This is a genomic window from Halomonas sp. 1513 (assembly GCA_001971685.1).
In the GTDB taxonomy this organism is placed as follows: domain Bacteria; phylum Pseudomonadota; class Gammaproteobacteria; order Pseudomonadales; family Halomonadaceae; genus Franzmannia.
Genome location: CP019326.1, coordinates 4,070,873 through 4,096,313 on the forward strand (window position 1 = coordinate 4,070,873; position 25,441 = coordinate 4,096,313).

The window sequence follows — 25,441 nt, forward strand, 5'->3', positions numbered from 1 at the left end:
CGTGCGCCTGTGGAGCCGCGAGCTGTGGCGCCTGGCGCTGATCGTCGCCGCCGCCAGCCTGGTCGGCTGGCTGCTGGATGCGGCCATGGCCGGCCTGGCCGCCGGCCTGGCCATCGTGCTGCTGCTGCAGCTACGCCAGCTGCACGCCCTGCACCGCTGGCTGACCCGCCACCCCCACACCGAACCGCCCGCCGCCCGCGGCCTGTGGGGCGAGCTGTTCGACCGCCTCTACAGGTACCAGAAGGCCCAGCGCATCACTCAGCAGCGTTTGCGCGACACCCTCAAGCGCATCCAGGACTCCTCGGAGGCGATGAGCGACAGCGTGGTGATGCTCGACCGCCGCGGCGACCTGGAGTGGTGGAACAGCGCCGCCGGCCACATGCTGGGGCTGCAGACCGTCCACGACCGCGGCCAGCACATCACCAACCTGCTGCGTGATCCGCGCTTCATCGACTACTTCAACGCCCGCGACTACCGCGAGCCGCTGACGCTGCCCTCGCCCATCGACGAGCGCCAGGTGCTGCAGTTCCAGATCACCCTCTACGGCGACGACGAGCGGCTGCTGATGGCCCGCGACATCACCCGCCTGCACCGCCTCGAGCAGATGCGCCGCGACTTCGTGGCCAACGTCTCCCACGAGCTGCGCACCCCGCTGACGGTGCTGGCCGGCTATCTCGAGACCTACGCCGATGTCGGCGACCAGCTGCCGCCGCGCCTGGCCCGGGGCCTCGCCCAGATGCAGGCCCAGACCTCGCGCATGCAGAACCTGGTCAACGACCTGCTGCTGCTGTCGCGGCTGGAGATCGACCGGCGCGGCGACGACGAAGCACCGGTGGCCGTAGAGTCGCTGCTCGAGGCGATTCGCCGCGACGCCGAGTCGCTCTCCGCCGGACGCCACCGGCTGAGCGTCGAGTGCGACGACCCGCGCCGGCTGGTGGGCAGCGAGCAGGAGCTGCGCAGCGCCATCTCCAACCTGGTCTTCAACGCCGTGCGCTACGCCGGCGACGGCCGCCATATCATCCTGCGCTGGCGCGCCCACGGCGACGCCGCCTGCCTCGAGGTCGAGGACGATGGCGAGGGCATCGACCCGGTGCACATCCCGCGCCTCACCGAGCGCTTCTACCGCGTCGACAAGGGCCGCAGCACCGCCACCGGCGGCACCGGCCTGGGCCTGGCGATCGTCAAGCACGTGCTGCTGCGCCACGACGCCCACCTCGAGATCGTCTCCCACCCCGGCCAGGGGGCGCTGTTCCGCTGCGTGTTCCCGACCTCGCGCCTGGCGCACCCCAACGCCGTCAGCGCGTCCCACCAGGCCTGAACGGGTGCGTCAAGCACAACGCCAAGACGGTTTCAATTGCAACAGTCGAAACAGCGCTGAAAGATTGCGCCAGGCTCTCCTGGCATTCTCGGCTACCTTATGAGAGAAAATTAACAAGGGCAGCCGCCCATCAAACGCTTGAATGAACCGAGGACAAAACAACATGACGTTCAACAAGACCCTACTCGCCACCGCCGTGATCGGCGCCATGCTGGCCTCCACGGCCCACGCCGAGACGCTGCGCTGGACCCGCTCCGCCGACAGCCTGACCATGGACCCCCACTCCCAGAACGAGGGGCCGACCCACTCGGTCAACCACCAGATCTTCGACACCCTGCTCTACCAGGACATGGACGTGGAGTACCAGCCGGGCCTGGCCACCGACTGGTACGTGCATGAGGACGACCCCAGCGTCTGGGTGTTCGAGATCCGCGAGGGGGTGACCTTCCACGAGGGCCAGGCGCTGACCGCCGACGACGTGGTCTTCTCGCTCAACCGCGCGCGCCACGAAAATGCCGACATGCGCGGCCTGCTGACCTCGATCGTCGAGGTGCGCGCCGCCGACGATTACACCGTGGAAGTGGTCACCGACGGCCCCAACCCGCTGCTGCCCAATAACCTCACCAACCTGTTCATCATGAGCCGCGAGTGGGCCGAGGAGCACGGCGTCGAGGAGCCCCAGGACTACGCCGCCGGCGAAGAGACCCATGCCGTGCGCAACGCCAACGGCACCGGCCCGTTCCGCGTCGAGAGCCGCGAGCCGGACGTGCGCACGGTGTTCGTGCGCAACGACGACTACTGGGGCATCGACCACTATCCGATGGAGATCTCCGAGCTGATCTTCACCCCCATCGAGTCCGCCTCGACCCGCGTCGCCGCGCTGCTCTCCGGCGAAGTCGACCTGCTCCAGGAGACCCCGGTGCAGGATATCGAACGCCTGTCCCAGGCCGACGGCATCAAGAACGAGCAGGGCGCCGAGAACCGCACCATCTTCCTCGGCATGCGCATGGACCTCGAGGTGCTCGACAGCGCCGACGTCGACAGCAACCCCTTCGCCGACCGTCGCGTGCGCGAGGCGATCAACCTCGCCGTGGATGCCACCACCATCCAGCGCTCGGTGATGCGCGGCAACTCCGAGCCCGCCGGGATGATCGCGCCGCCGTTCGTCAACGGCTATACCGAGGAGATGGACGAGGTGCTGCCGGCCGACGCCGAGCGCGCCCAAGAGCTGATGAACGAGGCCGGCTATGGCGACGGCTTCCGCGTCACCCTCAACTGCTCCAACGACCGCTACGTCAATGACGAGCAGATCTGCCAGGCGGTGGTCAGCATGCTGGCGCGGATCGGCATCACCGTCGATCTGGTGGCCCAGACCCGCTCACTGCACTTCGCCGAGATGGCCCGCGAGGAGTACGACTTCTACCTGCTCGGCTGGGGCGTGCCGACCATGGACTCGGAGTACGTCTTCAACTACCTCTACCACACCAAGGAGGAGGATCGCGGCAGCTGGAACTTCACCGGCTACTCGGATGAGCGGGTCGACGAGCTGACCGTGGCCATGGGCCAGGAGGTCGACGAGGACGCGCGCAACGAGATGATTGCCGAGGCCTGGCAGATCGTTCACGACGAGATCCTCTACATCCCGATCCACCACCAGATGCTGACCTGGTCGATGCGTGACGATATCGACTTCCAAGTGCAGAGCGAAAATACCCCGCACTTCAAGTACCTGCGCTTCAACAACTAAGCCGTAACCCGTGCTGAGCCCTCCGCGCGTTATCCACGCGCGGGGGGCTGCACCGTGGAGATCCCATGCTGGCATTCCTGATCCAGCGCGTCTTCCAGGCCGTCTTCGTGATGGTGGTGGTCGCGCTCATTGCGTTTTCGCTGTTTCACTACGTCGGTGATCCGGTCCTCAACATGGTCGGCCAGGAGGCCACCGAAGCCGATCGCGCCGCGCTGCGCGCGCGCCTGGGCCTCGACCAACCGTTGCCGATCCAGTTCTTCCAGTTCATCGCCAACGCCGCCCAGTTCGAGTTCGGCATCTCCTACCGCTCGGCGCGGCCGGTGACCGACATGATCGTCGAGCGCCTGCCGGCGACCCTGGAGCTGGCCATCATCTCGGCCATCTTCGCGGTGGTCATGGGCATCGTGCTGGGCATCTATACCGCCCTCAACCGCGGCAACTGGCTGTCCAACTTCATCATGACCGCCTCACTGATCGGCGTGTCGCTTCCCACCTTCCTGATCGGCGTGCTGCTGATCTATGTGTTTGCCGTGGAGCTCGGCTGGCTGCCGGCCTTCGGCCGCGGCGAGACGGTGCGCCTCGGCGACTGGTGGACCACCGGGCTGTTGACCACCAGCGGGCTGCGCTCGCTGATCCTGCCGGCGATCACCCTGGGGCTGTTCCAGTTGACGCTGATCATGCGCCTGGTGCGCGCCGAGATGCTCGAGGTGCTGCGCGCCGACTACATCAAGTTCGCCCGCGCGCGGGGCCTGTCGAAGCGCGTGGTCAACCTGCGCCACGCGCTGAAGAACACCCTGATCCCGGTGATCACCATCATCGGCCTGCAGCTGGGCACCATCATCGCCTTCGCCATCATCACCGAGACGGTGTTCCAGTGGCCCGGTGTCGGGGCGCTGTTCATCACCGCGGTGCGCTTCGTCGACATCCCGGTGATGGCCGCCTACCTGATGATGATTGCGCTGGTGTTCGTGGTCATCAACCTGATCGTCGACCTGCTCTACTACGCGGTCGACCCGCGTCTACGCGTCCAGGGAGGTGCCAAATGAGCGACACACAGCGCACCGTGATCCCGCCGCCCAAGCCCGGTAAGCTGCGCAGCTTCCTCGACAGCGACATCGTCTACTCGTGGAAGCGCCAGCCGGTGGTGATACTCGCCACCCTGGTGACCCTGGTGATGTTCGCTGCGGCGCTGTTCGCGCCGTGGATCGCGCCGCAGAATCCCTTCGATCCGCGCCAGCTCGACCTGATCGACGCCTTCACGCCACCGCTGACCACCTCCGACTTCACCGGCAACTTCTACCTGCTGGGCAGCGACAGCCAGGGTCGCGACGTCTTCTCGGCGATCCTCTACGGCTCGCGCATTTCGCTGCTGGTGGGCTTCGCCGCGGTGCTCTTCGCGCTGGTGCTGGGCACCGCCCTGGGCCTGATGGCGGGCTTCCGCGGCGGCTGGCGGGATGCGCTGATCATGCGCATCGCCGACGTCCAGCTGACCTTTCCCTCGATCCTCATGGCGCTGCTGATCTTCGGCGTGATCCGCGGCTTCCTGCCGCGCTCGATGCACGCCGAGATCGCCATCATCGTACTGATCGTGGCCATCGGCCTCTCCGACTGGGTGCAGTACGCCCGCGCGGTGCGCGGCGCCACCCTGGTCGAGAAGGGCAAGGAGTACGTCCAGGCGGCGCGGGTGATCGGCCTGCCGGCACGCAACATCCTGTTCCAGCATATCCTGCCCAACGTGATGCGCCCGGTGCTGGTGATCGGCACCATCGGCTTGGCCCTGGCGATCATCGCCGAGGCCACGCTGTCGTTCCTGGGGGTCGGCATGCCGGCCACCCAGCCGAGCCTGGGCACCCTGATCCGGGTCGGCCAGGACTACATGTTCTCCGGGGAGTGGTGGATCCTACTGTTCCCCGGTCTGGCGCTGCTGATGCTGGCGCTTTCCGTCAATCTACTGGGAGACTGGCTGCGTGATGTCCTCAACCCCAAGCTCCGATAGCCGCGACACGCCCGCCGTGCCGGCGCTCAGCGTGCGCGAGCTGCGGGTCGAGTTCCCCACCCGCCACGGCACCCTGGTGGCACTCGACGATGTCAGCTTCGATATCGCCCCCGGCGAGATCCTCGGCGTGGTCGGCGAGTCCGGGGCCGGCAAATCGATGACCGGCAACGCCGTGATCCAGCTGCTCGAACCGCCGGGCCGCATCGCCGGCGGCGAAGTCCACCTCGGCACCCAGCGGATCGACGACCTCGACGAAGACGCCTTCGTGCCGCTGCGCGGGCGCCATATCGGGATGATCTTCCAGGATCCGCTGACCAGCCTCAACCCGCTGTTCTCGGTGGGCGAGCAGCTGATCGAGACGATTCGCACCCACCTGCCGATGAACCACAAGCAGGCCCGGGAGCGGGCCCTGGAACTGCTGCGTGAGGTGGGCATCCCGGCCCCGGAGAACCGTCTCGACGCCTACCCCCACCAGTTCTCCGGCGGCATGCGCCAGCGCGTGGTGATCGCCCTGGCGCTGGCCGCCGAGCCCGAGCTGGTGATCGCCGACGAGCCCACCACGGCACTGGATGTCTCGGTGCAGGCGCAGATCCTGGCGCTGCTCAAGCGGCTGTGCGCCGAGCGCGGCACCGCGGTGATGCTGGTCACCCACGACATGGGGGTGATCGCCGAGACCGCCGACCGGGTAGCGGTGATGTACGCCGGCCGGCTGATCGAGATCGGCCCGGTGGAGGCGGTGATCCGCGAACCGCAGCACCCCTACACCCGCGGCCTGATGGCCTCGATCCCGGGCATCGAGACCTCCCGCGAGCGGCTCTACCAGATCGAGGGCGCCATGCCGCGGCTGGCGGCGATCCCCGCCGGCTGCGCCTTCAACCCGCGCTGCCCCCACGCGGTCGAGCGCTGCCGCCGCGAGCGCCCCGACCTGCTGCCCGCCGGCGCCAGCCGCGCCGCCTGCTGGCTGCATGATCCCGAAGATCCCGTGATTCCGGTTAGCGAGGAGGTCGCCGTCGATGGCCACTAAGCCCCTGACATCCGCCTCAGACGGCGAGATGCTGCTCGAAGCCCACGACCTGGCGCGCCACTTCGACGTCTCCAAGCCGTGGCTCAATCGCGTGCTGGAGCGCAGCGACAGGCTCACCCTCAAAGCAGTCGACGGCGTCAGTTTCGCCATCCGCCGCGGTGAAACCCTGGCGCTGGTCGGCGAGTCCGGCTGCGGCAAGTCCACCGTGGCGCGGCTGATCGTCGGCCTCTACGGCCTGACCCGCGGCCGCCTGCTGTTCGACGGCGAGGACATCAGCGACCTGGTCAACCGCAGCGGCAAGCAGGCCGCGGCGGTGCGCAAGCGCTTCCAGATGATCTTCCAGGACCCCTACGCCAGCCTCAATCCACTGTGGCGGGTGGGCACCATCATCGGCGAGCCGCTGCGGGTGTTTCGTCCCGAGCTGAGCGCCACCCAGCGCCGCGTGCGGGTCGGCGAGCTGCTCGAGCAGGTCGGGATGTCGCCGATGGATGCCAACCGCTACCCCCACGAGTTCTCCGGCGGCCAGCGCCAGCGCATCTCCATCGCCCGGGCGCTGGCCAACGAGCCGGAGTTCATGGTCTGCGACGAGCCGACCTCGGCGCTGGACGTCTCGGTGCAGGCGCAGATCCTCAACCTGATGCGCGACCTGCAGCGCGAGTACGGCCTGACCTACCTGTTCATCAGCCACGACATGGCGGTGGTCAAGCACATGGCCGACCGCATTGCAGTGATGTACTTGGGGCATATCGCCGAGATCGCCCCCGCCGAGCAGCTATTCGCCGCGCCGCGCCACCCCTACTCGCAGATGCTGCTGGCGGCGGTGCCGACGCTGACCGGCATGGGCAAGCAGCGCAGCGTGATCGAGGGCGAGGTGCCCAACCCGGTGCATCCCCCCAGCGGCTGCGCCTTCCATCCGCGCTGCCCCAACGCCAATGCGCGCTGCTCGCAAGAGACGCCGGCGCTGATCGCCCACAGCGACGGCAGCGAGGTAGCCTGCCACGCGGTGGAGGAGGGCCGGATCTGACTCAGTCGGACTGGCCGCGGTAGTGCTGGTCCCACATCAGCACCGCTCCGGCCACGGCGCCGGGCAGCAGCAGCAGGTTGGCCAGCGGTAGCCAGGTGATCAGCGTCACCAGGCCGCCGTAGCTGAGCGTCGGCCAGGGCCGCGCCCTGAGCCGGCGGCGCATGTCGGCGAAGGTGATCTTGTTGTTGTCCATCGGGTAGTCGAGGTAGGTGATCGCCATCACCCAGGCCGAGAAGGCCGCCCACAGCAGCGGCGCCAGCACATTGAGGGCGGGGATCCAGCTGATCACCAGCAACAGCGCCAGCCGCGGCAGGATATAGCTCAGCTTGACCAGCTCGCGACCCAGCGCATCGACGCCGGTGCGCAGCAGGCCGCGGTCGTCGAGGGGCTCACGCCCACAGGCCGACACCTCCACCCTGGCGGCGAGAAAGCCGTAGAAGGGGGCGGCGATCAGGTGGGTGATCAGGGTGAAGGTGAAGAACACCATCAGCACCAGGGTCACCACGAACAGCGGCCAGATCAGCCACTCCAACCAGGCCAGCCAGCCCGGTACCATTGCCATCCACCCCGCCAGCCAGCCGCCGAAGTGGCTGAGGACGTAGTGCAGCATGGCGGCATAGACCAGCAGATTGACCGCCAGCGGCACGAACACGTAGCGTCGCAGCCCCGGCGAATAGACCAGCCGGGTGCCGCGGCTCAGGGCATCGAGGGCCGAGAGCGTGGCCATCAGCCGCGCCGCTTGATGGCTTCTTCGTCGAGTTCGTCGGGGTCGATATGGCGGATATCCAGCCCCTTGACCAGATACACCACGTACTCGGCGAGGTTGTTGGCGTGATCGCCGATACGCTCCAAAGCACGCAGGATCCACATCACGCTGAGCACCGAGGTGATCGAGCGCGGATCCTCCATCATGAAGGTCATCAGCGAGCGCATCGCGGTGGTGTACTCGCTGTCCACCGCCTCGTCCTCGTGCACCACCTCCAGGGCCAGGTCGATATCGAAGCGGGCGAAGGCGGTCAGCGCATCACGCACCATCTTGCGCACGTGTTCGCTGATATGGCGCACCTCGATGAAGCCCTTGCTGCCGTTGCCGGCCTCGGCCAGGCTCATGGCGTTGCGGGCGATCTTGCTGGCCTCGTCGCCGATACGCTCGAGATCCGAGGTGGCACGGATCACCGCCAGCACCAGGCGCAGATCGGAGGCCGCCGGCTGGCGCCGCGCCAGCACCCGGGTGCACTCGTCGTCGATCTTGATCTGCATGTCGTTGACCGCGGCGTCGTTGTCGCGGACCCGCTCGGCCAGCCGGCTGTCGCCGTCGAGCAGCGCTGCGACCGCCTCCTGGACCTGCTTCTCGACCAGCCCACCCATCGCCATCAGGTGGGTCTTGAGCTCTTCGAGCTCCTGGTTGAACTGCTTGGAGATATGCTGACTGTGCGTATCGCTGGTGATATCCATGCTGTCTCTCCTGATGAGCGCTGGCTCCGATGGAGCACAAGGCTCAGGCCATGCGGCCGGTGATGTAGTTTTCGGTGCGCGCCAGGCGCGGGTTGGTGAACAGCGCATCGGTGGGCGCGTACTCGACCAGCTCGCCGCCGTGCAGGAAGGCGGTGTAGTCGGAGACCCGCGCCGCCTGCTGCATGTTGTGGGTGACCAGCACCAGCGTCAGCTGCGACTTGAGGTTGCGGATCAACTCCTCGATCTTCAGCGTCGAGATCGGGTCCAGCGCCGAGGCCGGCTCATCGAGCAGCAGCACCTCGGGCTTGACCGCCAGGGTGCGGGCGATCACCAGACGCTGCTGCTGGCCGCCGGACAGCGACCAGGCCGAGTCGCCGAGGCGCGCCTTGACCTCGTCCCACAGCGCCGCCGAGCGCAGCGCCCACTCCACCACTTCGTCGCGCTGGCGCTTGCGCAGGCCGCCCTGCAGGCGCAGGCCGAAGGCGACGTTCTCGTAGATCGACATCGGGAAGGGGTTGGGCGTCTGGAACACCATCCCCACCCGCCGCCGCAGCTCGGCCACCGCCACCTCGGGGGCGTGAATCTCCTGGCCCTCGAGGCGAATCTCGCCGCGCCGGCTGACGCTGTCGTTGAGGTCGTGCAGCCGGTTCAGCGCGCGCAGCAGGGTCGACTTGCCGCAGCCCGACGGCCCGATGAAGGCCGTGACCCGATGCCGCGGCACGCGCAGCGTGAGATCGCTGAGTGCCGGCGTCCCGGCATAGGCCAGGCTCAGCGCCTGGATCTCCAGGCAGCTGTCGGCGGGGGCGATCTCGACCACCGCCTCACGCCGCGCGATAGCGGCTGGGCTGGCAGGTTGCGAAAGCACGGTTCTCGGACCTCCTAGCGTGGCAGCGCGCCATGACGCGCCTTGAGATGATGCCGCAGTAAGATGGCAGTTAGGTTAAGCACCAGGATCACTAGCACCAGCAGCAGCGCCGTGGCGTATACCAGCGGCAGCGCGGCCTCGACATCGCCGCTGTGAAAGCCTACGTCGAAGATATGATAGCCAAGGTGCATGAACTTGCGCTCGAGGTGCAGGAACGGAAACTCGCCGTCCACCGGCACCTGGGGCGCCAGCTTGGCCACCCCCACCAGCATCAGCGGCGCCACCTCGCCGGCGGCCCGCGCCACCGCCAGGATCATCCCGGTGAGCATCGCCGGCAGCGCCATCGGCACCACCACCCGGCGCAGCGTCTCGAGCCGCGTGGCGCCCAGCGCCAGGGCGCCTTCGCGCTGGTGATCGGGAATGCGCGCCAGGCCCTCCTCGGTGGCCACGATCACCACCGGCAGGGTCAGCAGCGCCAGGGTCAGCGAGGCCCACAGCAGCCCGCCGGTGCCGAAGGTCGGCGACGGCAGCTGCTCGCTGAAGAACCACTCGTCGAGGCTGCCGCCGATGCCGTAGACGAAGACCCCGAGGCCGAACACGCCGTAGACGATCGACGGCACCCCGGCGAGATTGCGCACGCTGATGCGCACCAGCCGGGTCAGCCGGCCCTGGTGGGCGATCTCGTTGAGGTAGATGGCCGCCAGCACGCCGAACGGCGCCACCAGCAGCGACATCAGCAGTACCAGCAGCACGGTGCCGAAGATCGCCGGCCACACGCCGCCAGCGGTGTTGGCGGCGCGCGGCCCCTCGCTGAGAAAGCGCCACCCGCGCTCGCCCCAGGCGCCGAGCTTGGCCGGCAGCGACATGGCGTTGGGCCGCTGAATCGCCAGCACGTCTTCGAGGGGTAGCGCCAGTCGCTCACCCGCGACGCTCTCCAGCAGCACCCGGTCGCGGGCCATGCGCGCCTGAAGCGCCAGCACCTCGGCGTTGAGTGCGACCAGCTCCTCCTCGAGCCGAGCGCGGCTGGCGGCATCCTGCTCCGCGGCCAGCGCTCTCACTCGCGGCATCACCGCCTCCTGGCGCAGCGCGTCACGCGCCTCTCGCAGCTGCGCCAGGCGCTCCAGGCGCTGATCGAGCGCCGCCCAGCGCGCCGCCTCGTCGTCGATATCGAGGGCCACGCCATCCTCCTCGAGGCCCGCCACGCGGCCGATGAAGTCGCCCCAGCGCCGGCGCTCCACCACCACCAGTTCCGCCGGCCGCCGCTGGTCGACGATGCGCGCCACCTCGACCCAGCGCCACGGCGTGCCCAGCCACTCGCGGTTGCCGGTGTGATAGAGCCGCTCGACGCCTTCGGCGCTGCGCTCCTCGCGGCCGGGGCGGGCGGCGAAGCGGCTGCCGTCGTCGAGTTCCACCAGGACCACCTCGGCGGGCCAGAAGTGGGCCAGCCCGCGGCCCGCCAGCAGTGCCAGCAGTGCCACCAGCAGCAGCAGCGACAGCGCCACGCTGCCGGCCGCTAGCCACGCCCAGGGACCTTCGCCACGCACCCGCCTCATGTCGGCCCGCCGAGCCGCTGATAGCGGCGCCTGAGCCGGCCACGCACCACCTCGGCCAGGGTGTTGACGCAGAAAGTGAACACGAACAGCAGCAGCGCGCTGAGGAACAGCAGCCGGTAGTGGGTGCCGCCCAGCGCCGCCTCGGGCAGCTCGATGGCGATATTGGCCGACAGCGAGCGCAGGCCGTCGAAGGGGCTGGCGGTCATCACCGCGGTGTTGCCGGTGGCCATGAGTACGATCATGGTCTCGCCCACCGCGCGGCCGGCGCCGATCATCAGCGCGGCGAAGATGCCTGGACTGGCCGCCGGCAGCACCACCTTCCACAGCGCCTGCCAGCGCGTCGCACCCATCGCCGCGGCGCCCTCGGCGAGGCTCTTGGGCACCCCGGAGAGCGCATCCTCGGCCAGCGCGTAGATGGTCGGCATCACCGCCAGGCCCATGGCCAGGCCAACGATCATGGCGTTGCGGCTGGCATAGTCCAGACCTAGCTGGAGTTCCAGCCAGCCGCGCATGTCGCCGTCGAACCACCAGCGCTCCAGGCTCGGCGACAGCCACACTGCCAGTGCCGCCAGCAGTGCCAGCCACGGCATCAGCCACAGTCCCGCCCAGCTCAGCGGCAGGCGCTGGCGCCAGCGCGCCGAGCAGCACGCCCAGAGTACGCCGCCGCTCAGCATGCCCAGCGGCAGCACCAGCAGCAGCGCCAGCACGCCCGGCAGGTGACGCTCGACCCAGGGCGCCAGCACCAGGCCGGCGATAAAGCCCAACACGACCCCGGGCAGCGCCTCCATCAGCTCGAGGGTCGGCTTGATGCGCGTGCGCAGCCCCGCCGACATGAAGCAGGCGGTGTGCACCGCGGCCCCCAGCGCCAGGGGGATGGCCACCAGCAGCGCATAGGCGGCGGCCTTGAGCGTGCCCCAGGCCAGTGGCGCCAGCCCGTAGCGGGGCTCATCCTGGCTGTCGCTGACGCCGGTCTGCCAGCGCTGCTGGGGCGCGGCGTGGCCCTCGTAGTGCTGCGGCCGCCACAGGCTGCGCCAGGTCACCTCGGCGTGTTCGGCGTCGATCTCGAGGCGGCTGGCCGCGTCCGCGCTGCCCCACCACAGGTCGCCCTGGTCGTCCCAGCCCAGCGCTTCGCCGCTTGGCGCCTGGCCCTGCCAGCGCAGCCCGCCGATGGCCTGGTAGAGCCCCAACTGGTTGGCCTCGTTCAGCGCCAGCGCCTGACGGTCGGGCAGCGCGATCAGCTGGCGGATCGGCGCCGCGCCCAGCGCCTGATAGTGGCCCGCCGCCACCGGCAGATCATGATCGGCCAGCGTTACCCAGCGCTGCACGCCGCCGCCATCGTCGCCGACCAGCAGCGCCCGCCCGCCTTGCAGCGCCGCCAGTGCGGTGATGCGACGCGACGCCGGCACCGCCTCGACGCGCCCGGCCAGCTCGAGCCCGCTGGCCGTGCGCTGAAAGACCACCAGCTCACGGCCGTCGGCCTGCCACTGCTGCTGCTCGCCCGCAGCGCTGAGGCTATCCGTCGGCAGGCTCTCAAGCGCTGGCAGGGAGGCGCCGTCGGTGCTCTGCTCGCGCACCTCGGGGGCCACGAACAGCGGCGCCACCTCGACGGCCAGAAACACCCCGATTGCCAGTACCGCGCCGATCACGCCGATGCCACAGGCGCTGATCAGCGCCGTGGCCAGCCGGTCACGCAGGAAACGCAGGCGCTGACGAAGGCGCCGGGGAGCAGCGGCAGGGTCGGTCATCGCAAGGGCCTGTCAGCAGCGGGTAACCACCACAATAAGGCAGTTTGATGACAGCCAGATGACATCAGCCCTCCTCCAGGCCGAGCTGTGAGCGAGCCGCCCGGCGCAGCGCCTCGGGCAGCGCGATGAAGCCGCTCTCCTCGACCAGTGCCTGACCCGCGTCGGAGAGTACCAGCGCGATGAATGCCGCCTCCGGCGGAGGCAAGCGCTCACCGGGGGGCAGATTGACGTAGAGATAGAGCGTCCGCGACAGCGGATAGTCACCGCTGAGCACGTTAGCGGCGGTGGGCGCCAGCGCCTCGCCGACGGCGTTCTCCAGCGCCACGGCGCGCACGCCGGCGGTGAGATAGCCGGCGCCGGCGTAGCCGATCGCCCCAGGTGCACCGGCCACCGCGGCCACTGCCGCCGCCGAGCCGGTGTGCTCGTTGACGTCGAGACGAAAATCGCCGCCGCACAGCGCTTCACGCTTGAACACGCCGTGAGTGCCGGAGACAGAGTTGCGCCCATGTCGCGCCAGGCTGCCGCGGCGTGAACTGCCCGGCAGCGCCTCCCAGCGCGTGATCGCCTCGGCGGCGCCGCAGCGCCGGGTATCCGAGAAGATCGCATCGAGCTGGGCCAGATTCAGCGCCTCGAGCGGATGGTGGCGATGCACGAACACCGCCAGGGCATCCAGCGCCACCGGTATCTCCTGGGGCGGATGGCCCTGCTGCGCCTCGATGACCTCGCGCTCGGCCGCCGACATGCGCCGCGACATGGGTCCCAGCCGGCTGGTGCCCGCCGCCAGTGCCGCCGGCGCCGTTGCCGAGCCGCTGGCCTGCAGCTGCAACCGCACCCCGGGGTGGTCGCGCTCGAGCTGTTCGCCCCAGCGCAGCATCAGCCCGGCCAGGGTCTCGGAGCCCACCGAGTCGAGGCTACCCACCACGCTGCCCTCGTCGGCGGCCAGCGGCCAAGCCCCGAGCAGAGAGCACAGCAGCACCCCCCGCAAGAACGCACGTCGCCACGGCCGGCTGCTAGACGGGGTGTCGCAGCCACTGGAGCTTGCCTGCGACTGGCGTATATGATGGGTCGACGATGCCGCGCTGCGGCACGCCCGTTGTTTCACTCTCTTTTCACAACAACAAGATGCTGCACACTCCATGACCGACCTCGACGATGTTCCCGCGCCCCAGGGCCAACTGACACTCAAACTGCTGGCCTCCCGGCAGGATACCAACTTCTACGGCGATATCCCCGCCGGCTGGCTGATCGGCCATATGGATCAGGCCGCCGAACTCGCCGCCGGACGTGAGGCCCACGGCCGCACCGCCACGGTCGCCCTGGAGTCGATGGATTTCCTGTGCCCGGTGCGGGTCGGCTCGGTGGTCAATATCTATACCGCGATCCGCGAGGTGGGCCGCAGCTCGCTGAAGATCGACGTCGAGGTGTGGATACGTCCCCATCAGGAGCGCGATCCCGACGAGCTCTACAAGGTCACCGAGGCGCGCTTCGTGATGGTCGCCCTGGACGACAATGGGCGGATACGCGCCGTCCCCGACGCCTGAGCCTGAACGACGAAGGGCGCCCTGGGGCGCCCTTGGCATTCATGCTGAGGGTCGATCAGGCGCCAACGTTTTCGCGGCCTTTGAGATAGGAGTACTCGCCGACGTCGGTGAAGGGCCGTACCAGCTGCTGGAAGGCCAGGTAGGAGTCGTAGATCTTCTTCGAGTCGGGATCGTTTTCGACCTGGCGCTCGAGTACCTCCATGGAGGATTCGTAGAGCGCCTGCATGACGTCCTCGGGGAAGGTGCGCAGCTCGACGCCGTGCTCCTCGACCAGGGTCTCGAGGGCCTGGGCGTTGCGGTAGGTGAACTCGTCGATCATCGACAGGTTGGCACTGCGCGCGGCTTCGGTGACCACGTCCTTGAGGTCGTCGGGCAGGGCGTTCCAGGCATCCAGGTTGATGGTGCCCTCGAGCACCGCGCTGGGCTCGTTCCACACCGAGGTGTAGTAGTAGTCGGCGACCTGATAGAGGCCGAAGGCCATGTCGTTGTAGGGCCCGACCCAGTCGGCGGCGTCGAGCACGCCGGTCTGCAGCGAGGTGAATATCTCCGAACCCGGCATGTTCACGGCGGTGGCGCCGATGCCGTTCATGGCCTCGCCGGCCAGCCCCGGCAGGCGAATCCGCACGCCGCGCATGTCGTCCAGCGAGTGAATCTCCTTCTTGAACCAGCCGGCCATCTGGGTGCCGGTGTTGCCCACCGCGAACGGCTTGAGGTTGTGCTTGGCGTAGAGCTCGTCCCACAGCTCCTGACCGCCGCCGTTATAAAGCCAGGCGTTGGTCTCGGTGGTGTTCATGCCGAACGGCACGGCGGTGAAGAACTGCGCCGCGGCGACCTTGCCGCGCCAGTAGTAGGCGGCGGAGTGGCCCATCTCGGCGGTGCCCGCGGCGACGGCATCGAAGACTTCCAGGGCCGGCACCAGTTCGCCGGCGCCGAGCACCTCGACGCGCATGCGACCGCCGGAGAGCCGCTCGATGCGCTCGGCGAAGTCCTTGGCCCCGGTGCCCAGCGCAGGGAAGTTCTGCGGCCAGGAGGTGACCATGCGCCAGGTGATGACCTCGTCGGCCTTGGCGGTGGAGATGAAGGGTGCTGCGGCGACGCCGGCGGCACCGGCCCCCAGGGTCTTGAGAAAGTTACGGCGTTGCATGAAGGCGAACTCCAGAAGCGTTGTTGTGATTTCCTGGCAGGCTTAGGGAAGCGCTGAATAAATCGGCGAGCGGGATGAAGCACAAGGCGCACGGAGCACAGAAACCGGAGCCTATGGGGTATAGGTGAGGATTTCGCGCACCGCGCAACGCTGTGATTCGCACGCGCAGACATTTATGCAGTGCTTCCTGGATCCTGCGGGAAAGCGTCCGTCAGCGAGTATGCTAAGCCGACTTTCATTCGGCAAGCCCCGCCGCTCAACGCGCAGAGCTAGCGTAATTGCTGTTAGCGAGGAACGTCTAGGGCAGGTCGAATTGGGGGCTCTTGCAGCATCGCAAAGGCAGCACCGCTCGGAACTGATCTGGCGGTAGGCCTACGGGGAGGCGCTGTAAACCCGTCCCTGGGCGCTACCTTGCGCCCTGCTGCGCTCTCGCATCCTGCTCCGCTTACAGGACCGGTGCTGGCCATCCATGGCCAGCCCGTTCGAAGCGATGCTTCTCACCCATGGCGCAAACCTCCCCTACACCCTACCGCCAGCGTTCCTTACTTGCTCTCGCTACAGCGGCGTCAGCTTGGCAAAGCCCAGTACCAACCACTTGTCGCCTTCACCCTCGAAGCTGACCTGGACCCGGGCGCGTTCGCCCTCGCCCTCGGCGTTGAGGATCACCCCCTCGCCGAACAGCGGATGGCTGACCCGCTGGCCCAGCGACAGGCTGGGCAAGTCGCCGCCGCCATCCACCGAGGTCTGGCGCGACAGGCCCACCGCCGGCCTGGCGGTGACCGGGCGCGAGATCTGGCCGCGCAGGCGGACCTCCTCGAGCAGCTCCTCGGGCAGCTCGCGCAGGAAGCGCGACGCCCGCTGGAAGGTCTCCTTGCCGTGCAGCCGACGCAGCTCGGCGTAGGTCAGGTAGAGCTTGCGCATGGCACGGGTCAGACCCACATAGCAGAGCCGGCGCTCCTCCTCGAGGCGCCCCGGCTCCTCCAGCGACATCTTGTGCGGAAACAGCCCCTCCTCGACCCCGGAGACGAACACGATGGGGAACTCCAGCCCCTTGGCGGAGTGCAGGGTCATCAGCTGCACGCAGTCCTCGAACTCGTCGGCCTCGTGATCGCCGGCGTTGAGCGCCGCCTCGGAGAGGAATGGCTCCAGCGCCGCGGCCCCCTCGCCGACCTCCTGATTCTCCAGCGCATCACCCTGGGTAAAGGCGCGGGCGGCGTTGATCAGCTCCTCGAGGTTCTCGATCCGCGCCTGGCCCTTCTCGCCCTTCTCGTTGGCGTGGTGCTCGACCAGCCCGCTGGCGTGGTTCACGTGGGCGATGATCTCGTGCAACGCCATGCCGGCGGTATCGTTGTCGAGCTGTTCGATCAGCTCGGCGAAGGCGCGCACCGCGTTGGCGGCGCGGCCCTTGAGCAGCGCGTCGCTGAGCGCGTCGTGCAGCGCCTGCCACAGCGAGACGTTGTTGAGCCGCGCATGCTCGCGCAGGATCTCCACGGTGCGGGTACCGATGCCGCGGGCCGGCACGTTGATGACGCGCTCCAGCGAGGCGTCGTCCTCGCGATTGAGCAGCAGCCGCAGGTAGGCCAGGGCGTTCTTGATCTCGAGGCGCTCGTAGAAGCGCTGGCCGCCGTAGATGCGGTAGGGCACGCCCTGGCGGATCAGGGTCTCCTCGAGCACCCGCGACTGGGCGTTGGAGCGATAGAGAATCGCGATCTCGCGGCGCGCCGCGCCGTCGCGCACCTGCTCGCCAATGGTATCGACGATGAAGCGCGCTTCATCGAGGTCGTTGAAGCCGGCATAGACCGAGATCGGCTCGCCCTTGGCGCCCTCGGTCCACAGCTCCTTGCCCATGCGCCCGGTGTTGTGGCTGATCAAGGCATTGGCGGCGTCGAGGATGGCGCTGGTGGAGCGGTAGTTCTGCTCGAGGCGCACGGTACGGGTGTCGTGGAACTCCTGCTCGAAGCGGCGAATGTTCTCGACCCGCGCGCCGCGCCAGCCGTAGATCGACTGGTCGTCGTCGCCGACCACGGTCATGCCGGCACTCTCGCCGGTGAGCAGCTTGAGCCAGGCGTACTGCAGGGTGTTGGTGTCCTGGAACTCGTCGACCAGCACATGGCCGAAGCGCGCCTGGTAGTGGGCCAGCAGCGCCGGGGTATCGCGCAGCAGCTCGAGGCTCCTGAGCAGCAGTTCGCCGAAGTCGACCAGCCCACCGCGCTCGCAGGTCAGCTGATAGCGTTCGTAGAGCTCGACCATCTGCGCCATGTAACCATCGCCGTGGGCATCGACCTGGTGCGGCCGCAGCCCCTCCTCCTTGCAGCCGGAGATGAAGTACTGCACCTGGCGCGGCGGAAAGCGCTCGTCGTCGATGCGGTGATCCTTGAGCAGCCGCTTGACCAGGCGCAGCTGGTCGTCGCTGTCGATGATCTGGAAGTGCTGGGGCAGCCGCGCATCCTGCCAGTGGGTGCGCAGCAGACGGTGGGCGATGGAGTGGAAGGTACCCACCCACATGTTGCGCAGCGACAGGCCGAGCAGCGCTTCGAGGCGGGTGCGCATCTCGCGGGCCGCCTTGTTGGTGAAGGTCACGGCGAGGATGGCGTAGGGCGACATGCCCTCGGTCTGCAGCAGCCAGGCGATACGATGCACCAGCACCCGGGTCTTGCCGGAACCGGCCCCGGCGAGCACCAGCATATTGCCCTGGGGCGCGCTGACCGCCTCGCGCTGGGCGGGATTGAGGTGATCGAGAATCGCCGTGACGTCATCCATAGGGGCTGGCACTTGCAGGTCGAAAATGGACGCCTAGCGTAGCATATCGCCGCTCACTCCTCCGGCTCCGGGAAGCGTAGCGAATTGAGGCTGCGCTTGACCGACTTGAGCTGCTCGGTGAGCTTGGGACCGCGGGTCTTGGCCACCCCCACCGCCAGCACGTCGATCAGCACCAGATGGGCGATCCGTGAGCTCATCGGGGTGTAGATCTCGATATCCTCATGGACATCGATGTACAGCGGGATCGATACCTCATCGGCCAGCGGCGAACCGCTCGGGCACAACCCGATCACCGTGGCGCCGACCTCGCGGGCCAGCTGCACGCTGGCGACCAAGGCCTTGGTGCGACCGGTCTGGGAGATCGCCACCACCACGTCACCGGGTTTCAGGGTCACCGCCGACATGTTCTGCATGTGCGGGTCGGCGTAGGCCGAGGTGGAGATCTGCAAACGGAAAAACTTGTGCTGGGCATCGAAGGCCACCGCCCCGGAGGCGCCGAAGCCGTAGAACTCGACCCGGTTGGCCATGGCCAGGGCACTGATCGCCTTGCTGAGCAGATCGTTATCGAGGCGGTCGCGCACCGACAGCAGGGTGCCCACGGTGGAGTCGAAGATGCTGTGGGAGAACTCCGCCACCGAGTCGTCGTCGTTCATCGAGAACTGCGCGAACTGGCTGCCGGTGGCCAGCATCTGCGCCAGCTTGAGCTTGAAGTCCTGAAAACCGTTGCAGCCCAGTGCCCGGCAGAAGCGCACCACCGTGGGTTCGCTGACCTTGGCCTCGGTGGCCAGGTCGACGATGCGCATGTGGATAACTTCTTCGGGGTTGCGCAGAACGAAGCGCGCGACCTTCTGTTCGGAGCGTCGAAAGTGCTCCATGCGGCTTCTCAGCTCGTCGAATAGGGCGCGGCTCACGTTAGGCTCCTTGCTGGCATAACTTGTGCATAACTTATGGACATCCGGTGTATGGCCTGCGGCAAGCCGCTAGCTGGCCACCAGTATGCCTCAGCGGCGGCGTGATGGAGAGCCCCATCCTACAAGCAGCGACTTCAGGGATTCATCATTTTGTCAACTGGGGTATAGTAATAATGTCCCGCCGGTAACGCAGCGCTCGACCGGTCGGATGCTACATCAAGAGAAAGTCTTGAGTCAGGAGAATCGAACATGCGCAATGTCGAACAGGTTTCCTCCCTCAAAACAGAACTCCTCGATATTTTCATGAGCATGGAGGTCGATGAGCACAAGCAGCGCCAGAAGACCGCCGCCGTGCGCTACCTGCGCGCCCGCCGCGGTATCGAGCTGCACCGGGAATTCAAGCGCCTAGAGCGCGATATCGCCGACCTGGACGACGACGAGCTGATCCAGTAGGCAACGCGACGGCCCAGCCGTCATGGCGCTGCGGCGCCCGATGCGGTCCCCCCTTCAGACCTCCCCTAGGCGAGGTCGGCTAGCCTTCACTCCCTCGATATGCCTCACGCTCAAAACAGCGTGGCCTGCGCCTCACCGCTGAACGCCCCGATACAGGACCGTCCAAGCCGTTTGGCCACCTCATCATGAAGCTGCCTGGCCAGCTGCGGGGCATGCCGGTTATCCGCGGTATGCACAAAGAGAAAAGGACTTTTCCCCTGTTTTATCCACAGGCAGAGCCGCTCTACCCAGGGTGCGAAATAGTGGCGGTTGATCGCAGCGTCGACGTGGCCGATAAAGCGCACCAGCGGCCTATCGCCAGTGGAGAGCACGTGTAACGGACGTTTGGGTTTTTCGCCCTGGGCCTTGAGGAGCCGCGGGTCGCCGCCCGCCGGGGTCGAGAACAGCGGCCGCACGTCAAGCATCACACGGTCCACGCCGTGACTTATCAACAATCGGTTGAGCGCTACCTCGGCGCTGCCCTTGTGGAAAAATTCACTGTGTCGGACCTCAACGGCACAGGAGACTGCCTGCGGCCAACGCGACAGCAGCCGATCGAGTTGCGGAAGCTCCTGTGCCCCAAAATCGCGCGGCAGCTGCACCATCAAGGGGCCCAGGCGATCGTGGAGTGGCGCCAGGCGTTCGAGGAAGGCGTCGACCTCGGCATCGACATTCAACAGCCGCGCCTCGTGGGTCAGGCTGGCCGGCAATTTGAAACAGAAGCGAAAATCGGCGGGCGCCTGACGCGCCCAGCTGGCCACCGTCTCGGCCTTGGGCGCACCGCTGTAAAAGGTCGTGTTGCCCTCCACCGCCGAAAACACCCTGGCATACTCGGCCAGCCAAGCCTGCTGGCCACCGTGGGGCGGATAGAGGCTACCCCGCCAGTCCGGATTGGCCCACATCGCCAGACCCAGGTAGAGTTGTGCAGCCACTGTCACCCCACTGTCACAAGAATGCCATGAATGCGCTGAACCTAGCCCTATTCGACTTGCTCAATGCACCGCCGAACGCCCCCTCCAGCGGTGTGTTGATCGCCCAGCTGTGCGCGGTGCAACTGATCTGGCTGGTGCCGGCACTGCTGGTGGTCGGCTGGCTGCGCGGCAGCGAGCGACTCAAGCAGCCCTTGCTGGAAGCCTTCATGGCCACCCTGCTGGCGCTCGCCGCCAGCTACGCCATCGGGCTGCTGTGGCCAACACCGCGACCGTTCATGGTGCCGGTCGGGGAGTATCTGCTGGAACACCGCGCGACACCCGCCTTTCCCAGCAATCACCTGACCATCATGCTGACCATGAGCTTCAGCTTGCTACTGCACGCCAGCACGCGCCGCATCGGCGCGGCGCTGCTGCTCGTGGCACTCCCGGTGGCCTGGGCCCGGATCTTCCTGGGCGTGCACTTCCCCCAGGACATGCTCGGCGCCGCCCTGCTGGCGGCTTGCGTTGCCGGCCTGGTTGGCGCCAGCCGAGGCTGGCTGGTGCTGCCCTTCTATCACCACGTGGCCAGCCGGCTGTATCGCTGGCTGTTCGCCCCGCTGATCCAGCGCGGCTGGGTACGCGGCTGACGCTACTCCACCGTTACCGACTTGGCCAGGTTGCGCGGCTGGTCGACGTCGGTGCCCTTGAGCACTGCGACATGGTAGGACAATAGCTGCAGCGGCAGGGTGTAGAGGATCGGCGCCAGCGCCTCGTCGACATGAGGCAGATGGAGCACCTTGATACCCTCCTCGGCCACGATCGCCACCTGTTCATCGCCGAACACATACAGCTCGCCGCCGCGGGCGCGCACCTCCTGCAGGTTCGACTTGAGCTTGTCGAGCAGTTCGTCGTTGGGCGCCACCGAGATCACCGGCATTTCGCTGTCGACCAGCGCCAGCGGGCCGTGCTTGAGCTCACCGGCCGGGTAGGCCTCGGCGTGGATATAGGAGATCTCCTTGAGCTTGAGCGCGCCCTCCAGGGCGATCGGGAAATGCGCGCCGCGGCCCAGGAACAGCGCATGCTGCTTCTCGGCGAAATCTACCGAGAGCCGCTCGATCTCCGGGTCCAGCGCCAGCACCTGGGTGACCAGCGCGGGCAGCCCGCGCAGGGCCTTGACGATGCCGGCCTGCTGGTCCTCGGCCATGCCGCGCTGGCGACCCAGGGCCAGGGTAAACAGCATCAGCGCGGTGAGCTGGGTGGTGAACGCCTTGGTCGAGGCCACGCCGATCTCGGGCCCAGCGTGGGTCATCAGCGTCAAGTCCGACTCGCGCACCAGCGAACTGCCGGGCACGTTGCAGATCGCCAGGCTACCCAGGTAACCGCTCTCCTTGGCGAAGCGCAGCGCCGCCAGGGTATCGGCGGTTTCACCGGACTGGGACAGGGTCACGAACAGCGTATCCTGGGGTACCACCACTCGGCGATAGCGATACTCCGAGGCGACTTCGACCTGGGTGGGAATCCCGGCATAGCGCTCCAGCCAGTAGCGCGCCACCATGCCGGCATGGTAGCTGGTGCCGCAGGCGATGATATGGATCTGCTTGGCCTTCGAGAACAGCGCCTCGGCCTCGACGCCAAAGCTCTTGACCAGCACACCGCGCTCGCTCAGCCGGCCTTCCAGCGTCTGGGCAATCACCGCCGGCTGCTCGTGGATCTCCTTGAGCATGAAGTGGCGGTAATGGCCCTTGCTGGCGACCCCGTCACCGTGCTCGAAGGTCTGGACCGGGCGCTCGACCGAGCGCCCCTCGGCATCCACGATCTCGATCACCCCGCCGCGCGAAAGGCGCACCACATCGCCCTCCTCGAGGTAGATGAAGCGGTCGGTGACCTGCAGCAGCGCCAGCGGATCCGAGGCCAGGAAGGCCTCTTCGATGCCCACGCCCACCACCAGCGGACTGCCCTTGCGTGCGCCGATCACCACGTCGGGCTCGGCGGCGTGTACCACGCCCAGCGCATAGGCGCCCTCGAGCCTCGCCAGGACCCGCTGCACCGCCGCCTGCAGGTCGCCCTGGGCGCTACTCTCGCGATCCAGCAGGTGGGCGATGACCTCGGTATCGGTCTGCGATTCGAACACGTAGCCAGCGGCCTGCAGATCGGCCTTGAGCGCCTCGAAGTTCTCGATGATGCCGTTATGCACCACCGCCAGGCGAGCGCCCGACTGATGCGGATGGGCATTGGCTTCGCTGGGCTTGCCGTGGGTCGCCCAGCGGGTGTGGGCGATCCCCACGCTGCCCGGCAGGGCCGACTGGTCGAGCCGCTCGGCGAGCGCCGCGACCTTGCCCACCGCACGCCGCCGTTCCAGGCTGCCACTCTCGTCGAGCACCGCCATGCCGGCCGAGTCATAGCCGCGATACTCGAGGCGCCGCAGCCCCTCGAGCAGGATGCCTTGTACGTTGCGCTCCGCTACCGCTGCGACGATTCCACACATGCCTGCTTCTCCTTATGCCTTGTTGCCGGGGGAGGCCTTGGTCGGCCGCGGCCAGTCAGACTTGCTGATCTGACGAGCCCTGGAGACGGCCAGCGCGCCGTCGGCGACATCCTTGCTGACCGTCGAACCGGCGCCCACGGTGGCGCCCTTGCCGACGCTGACCGGGGCCACCAGCGCGGTATTGGAGCCGATGAAGGCGTCGTCGCCGATCTGGGTACGATGCTTGTTGGCGCCGTCATAGTTGCAGGTGATGGTGCCTGCGCCCACGTTGACCCCGCGCCCCAGGGTGGCATCGCCAACATAGCTCAAATGGTTGATCTTGCTACCCTCGCCGACCTCGACGTTCTTGGTCTCGACGAAGTTACCGACCTTGGCGCCCACCGCCAGGCGCGAGCCGGGTCGCAGCCGCGCGAAGGGACCGATGCGATTGTGCCCGGCGGCCACCGCCCCTTCGATGACGCTATGCGCCTCGATCACACTCTCGGCGCCGATATGGCTGTCGCGAATCACACAGTAGGGGCCAATACGCACGCCCTCCCCGAGTTCCACCTCGCCCTCGAACACGCAGCCAACGTCGATCTCCACATCATGGCCGCAGCGCAGGCTGCCGCGCACGTCGAGGCGCGCCGGGTCGGCAAGCGCCACGCCCTCGGTCATCAGCCGCTCGGCGATGGCCTGCTGATAGGTGCGCTCGAGACGCGCCATCTGGGCGCGGTTGTTGACCCCCTCGACTTCCATGGGGCTGGCCGGCTGGGCGGTGGCGATCTTCACCCCTTCGGCGGCGGCCAGCGCGATCACGTCGGTCAGATAGTACTCGCCCTGGGCGTTATCCGCCGAGAGCTGCGGTAGCCAGCGGCGCAGCTGGGCGCTGGTCATCGCCATGATCCCGGTATTGCACTCCTGGACCGCCCGCTCGGTCTCGCTGGCATCCTTGTGCTCGACGATGGCCACCGCCTGACCGGCGGCGTTGCGCAGGATGCGCCCGTAGCCGCTGGGGTCGTCGAGGGTCACGCTGAGCAGCGCCATCTGCTGCTCACTGACGCTGTCGAGCAGTGCCGCCAGGGTCTCGCGCCGAATCAAGGGCACATCGCCGTAGAGCACCAGTACCTTGTCGGGTCCCAGGGCGTCCAGGGCCTGGGCCACCGCATGACCGGTGCCCTTCTGCTCGGCCTGCACGGCAAAGCTCACCGGACAGTCGCCCAGCGCCTGGCGCAGCTGGTCACCGCCGTGGCCGATCACCACATGCAGGCGCTCGGCGCCGAGTGTCGCGGCGGTATCGATGACATGGCGCACCATCGGCTTGCCGGCTAGAGTGTGCAATACCTTGGGGCGCGTCGAGCGCATCCGTGTGCCCTGACCGGCGGCAAGAATCACTACGTCGAGGGTCATGCTCTCTCCTTGTTCAATCGTCCACGTCGATGCCGATGTCGGCGAGGGTCTCGGTGCCGAAATAGTCGATAAAGGCCGAGCTGACCCGGGTCGCCCAGCCGTCTCCCTCGCGCACCAGCAGCATCGCCATCAGGTCGTGCTGTTCAGCCAGCGCCAAGCCCTGCTCCTCGCCAAGCACCATCAGCGCCGTGGCCCAGGCATCGGCCCAGGCATTGGAGGGGTGCAGCACCGTCACCGAGGCCACCGCGTGCTCGATCGGCGTACCGCTGCGCGGGTCGATGGTGTGCGAATAGCGCCGACCGTCGGCCTCGAAATAGTTGCGGTAGTCGCCGGACGTGGCCACCGAGATATCGTGCAGGGGTAGCGTATGGTGGGCCACCTGGCGGCTACCGTCTGGCACCTCGACGCCGATGCGCCACGGGTTCTGCTGTTCATCACGATAGCCCTTGACGATCAGATCGCCACCCAGATTGACCAGATAATGGTCGATGCCTTGGGCGTCGAGATAGGCGGCGACCCGGTCGGTGCCGTGCCCCTTGGCCACCCCTCCCAGGTCGATGAACACATCGCCGGTGCGCCTGGCGCGGGTCTCGCTGGCGTCCAGCTCGAGCTTGTCATGACCGACCTCGGCGAGGCGCTCATCCAGCTCCTCCGACGTCGGTACCTCCGCGGGCCGCGCTTCGGAGCCGAAGCTCCACAGGTTGACCAGTCCACCGATGGTGATATCGAAGCTGCCGTCACTCTTCTCGGCTACCGACTGACTCACCGCCAGCACCTCGAACAGCGCATCGGAGAGCGCCAACCACTCACCCTCCGGCGTGCGGTTGAGGTCCATCAATTCACTGTCGTCACGATAGATCGACATCGCCCCATCGACGTCGTCGAGCTCGGCGACGAAGCCCTCTTCGAGCGCCTCGGCCTGGCTACGCGTCAGCGGATCGGCAATGGTTACCTGATAGAAGGAGCCGAAGATATTGCCCTCGAGCCGCACCGGCGTATCGAGTTCGGGATCCTGCTCGCCACAGCCGGCCAACAGTGAGGCAACCAGCAGCGACAACAACATGGGACGGATGACGTACAT

The 25,441-nt window shown here is 67.5% G+C and carries 22 protein-coding genes; 9 read left to right on the plus strand and 13 right to left on the minus strand.

Annotation, left to right across the window (positions count from 1 at the left end):
- The first annotated feature begins 1 nt into the window (after position 1).
- The 6 genes from BWR19_18660 (at position 2) to BWR19_18685 (ending at position 7,109) form a co-directional block, all read left to right on the plus strand.
- On the plus strand, positions 2-1,318 hold the full coding sequence (locus BWR19_18660) for a PAS domain-containing sensor histidine kinase (GenBank protein APX94777.1): 1,317 nt from the start codon (positions 2-4) through the stop codon (positions 1,316-1,318).
- Between the two features lie 163 nt (positions 1,319-1,481).
- On the plus strand, positions 1,482-3,065 hold the full coding sequence (locus tag BWR19_18665) for a peptide ABC transporter substrate-binding protein (protein APX94778.1): 1,584 nt from the start codon (positions 1,482-1,484) through the stop codon (positions 3,063-3,065).
- Positions 3,066-3,130: 65 nt separating this feature from the next.
- Positions 3,131-4,111, plus strand: coding sequence for an ABC transporter permease (locus BWR19_18670; GenBank protein APX94779.1), 981 nt, complete (start codon positions 3,131-3,133; stop codon positions 4,109-4,111).
- Positions 4,108-5,061 (plus strand): ABC transporter permease, encoded by a 954-nt coding sequence (locus BWR19_18675; protein ID APX94780.1) that lies wholly within the window; start codon positions 4,108-4,110, stop codon positions 5,059-5,061. The genes BWR19_18670 and BWR19_18675 overlap by 4 nt, the downstream gene beginning before the upstream one ends.
- Positions 5,036-6,085: a methionine ABC transporter ATP-binding protein gene (locus BWR19_18680; GenBank protein APX94781.1), complete on the plus strand. Its 1,050-nt coding sequence runs from the start codon at positions 5,036-5,038 to the stop codon at positions 6,083-6,085. The genes BWR19_18675 and BWR19_18680 overlap by 26 nt, the downstream gene beginning before the upstream one ends.
- Positions 6,086-6,113: 28 nt before the next feature.
- The gene (locus BWR19_18685) at positions 6,114-7,109 is read left to right on the plus strand and encodes an ABC transporter ATP-binding protein (GenBank protein ID APX95108.1); all 996 of its coding nucleotides are present in this window, start codon (positions 6,114-6,116) and stop codon (positions 7,107-7,109) included.
- A 1-nt stretch (position 7,110) separates the two neighbouring features.
- Here BWR19_18685 and BWR19_18690 read toward each other — a convergent pair whose 3' ends face one another.
- From BWR19_18690 to BWR19_18715, 6 genes are all read right to left on the minus strand, one after another.
- Positions 7,111-7,836: a sulfate transporter CysZ gene (locus BWR19_18690; GenBank protein APX94782.1), complete on the minus strand. Its 726-nt coding sequence runs from the start codon at positions 7,834-7,836 to the stop codon at positions 7,111-7,113.
- Positions 7,836-8,564, minus strand: a complete 729-nt coding sequence (locus BWR19_18695) for a phosphate transport system regulatory protein PhoU (protein ID APX94783.1) — start codon at positions 8,562-8,564, stop codon at positions 7,836-7,838. The genes BWR19_18690 and BWR19_18695 overlap by 1 nt, the downstream gene beginning before the upstream one ends.
- A gap of 43 nt (positions 8,565-8,607) precedes the next feature.
- Positions 8,608-9,399, minus strand: a complete 792-nt coding sequence (locus BWR19_18700) for a phosphate ABC transporter ATP-binding protein (GenBank protein ID APX95109.1) — start codon at positions 9,397-9,399, stop codon at positions 8,608-8,610.
- A 44-nt stretch (positions 9,400-9,443) separates the two neighbouring features.
- On the minus strand, positions 9,444-10,982 hold the full coding sequence (locus BWR19_18705; GenBank protein ID APX94784.1) for a phosphate ABC transporter, permease protein PstA: 1,539 nt from the start codon (positions 10,980-10,982) through the stop codon (positions 9,444-9,446).
- On the minus strand, positions 10,979-12,727 hold the full coding sequence (locus BWR19_18710) for a hypothetical protein (GenBank protein ID APX94785.1): 1,749 nt from the start codon (positions 12,725-12,727) through the stop codon (positions 10,979-10,981). The genes BWR19_18705 and BWR19_18710 overlap by 4 nt, the downstream gene beginning before the upstream one ends.
- A gap of 64 nt (positions 12,728-12,791) precedes the next feature.
- Entirely contained in the window at positions 12,792-13,712 is a 921-nt protein-coding gene (locus tag BWR19_18715) for a phosphate ABC transporter substrate-binding protein (protein APX94786.1), read from the minus strand.
- Between the two features lie 151 nt (positions 13,713-13,863).
- On the opposite strand from BWR19_18715, the gene BWR19_18720 reads away from it, so the two are divergent.
- Complete coding sequence (locus BWR19_18720; GenBank protein ID APX94787.1) at positions 13,864-14,268, plus strand: acyl-CoA thioesterase; 405 nt, start codon at positions 13,864-13,866, stop codon at positions 14,266-14,268.
- A gap of 55 nt (positions 14,269-14,323) precedes the next feature.
- On the opposite strand, the gene BWR19_18725 is transcribed toward BWR19_18720, so the two are convergent.
- The 3 genes from BWR19_18725 to BWR19_18735 form a co-directional block, all read right to left on the minus strand.
- Positions 14,324-15,412 carry an ABC transporter substrate-binding protein gene (locus BWR19_18725; protein ID APX94788.1) on the minus strand — a complete coding sequence of 363 codons (1,089 nt, stop codon included), beginning with the start codon at positions 15,410-15,412 and terminating at the stop codon, positions 14,324-14,326.
- A gap of 555 nt (positions 15,413-15,967) precedes the next feature.
- Complete coding sequence (locus BWR19_18730) at positions 15,968-18,172, minus strand: DNA helicase II (protein APX94789.1); 2,205 nt, start codon at positions 18,170-18,172, stop codon at positions 15,968-15,970.
- Positions 18,173-18,225: 53 nt separating this feature from the next.
- Positions 18,226-19,083: a transcriptional regulator gene (locus BWR19_18735; protein APX94790.1), complete on the minus strand. Its 858-nt coding sequence runs from the start codon at positions 19,081-19,083 to the stop codon at positions 18,226-18,228.
- A 249-nt stretch (positions 19,084-19,332) separates the two neighbouring features.
- Here BWR19_18735 and BWR19_18740 point away from each other — a divergent pair, with 249 nt between their 5' ends.
- Positions 19,333-19,536 (plus strand): hypothetical protein, encoded by a 204-nt coding sequence (locus BWR19_18740; GenBank protein ID APX94791.1) that lies wholly within the window; start codon positions 19,333-19,335, stop codon positions 19,534-19,536.
- Positions 19,537-19,646: 110 nt separating this feature from the next.
- Here the strand turns inward: BWR19_18740 and BWR19_18745 are convergent, their stop codons facing one another.
- Positions 19,647-20,477, minus strand: a complete 831-nt coding sequence (locus BWR19_18745; protein APX94792.1) for a hypothetical protein — start codon at positions 20,475-20,477, stop codon at positions 19,647-19,649.
- Between the two features lie 56 nt (positions 20,478-20,533).
- Here BWR19_18745 and BWR19_18750 point away from each other — a divergent pair, with 56 nt between their 5' ends.
- Positions 20,534-21,133: an undecaprenyl-diphosphatase gene (locus BWR19_18750; GenBank protein APX94793.1), complete on the plus strand. Its 600-nt coding sequence runs from the start codon at positions 20,534-20,536 to the stop codon at positions 21,131-21,133.
- A 2-nt stretch (positions 21,134-21,135) separates the two neighbouring features.
- Here the strand turns inward: BWR19_18750 and BWR19_18755 are convergent, their stop codons facing one another.
- From BWR19_18755 to BWR19_18765, 3 genes are read right to left on the minus strand one after another with little or no spacing between them, the layout of a single operon-like run.
- Positions 21,136-22,971, minus strand: a complete 1,836-nt coding sequence (locus BWR19_18755) for a glutamine--fructose-6-phosphate transaminase (isomerizing) (protein APX94794.1) — start codon at positions 22,969-22,971, stop codon at positions 21,136-21,138.
- Positions 22,972-22,983: 12 nt separating this feature from the next.
- Positions 22,984-24,360: a UDP-N-acetylglucosamine diphosphorylase/glucosamine-1-phosphate N-acetyltransferase gene (locus BWR19_18760; GenBank protein APX94795.1), complete on the minus strand. Its 1,377-nt coding sequence runs from the start codon at positions 24,358-24,360 to the stop codon at positions 22,984-22,986.
- 13 nt (positions 24,361-24,373) lie between these two features.
- Positions 24,374-25,441, minus strand: coding sequence for a thiamine biosynthesis protein (locus tag BWR19_18765; protein APX94796.1), 1,068 nt, complete (start codon positions 25,439-25,441; stop codon positions 24,374-24,376).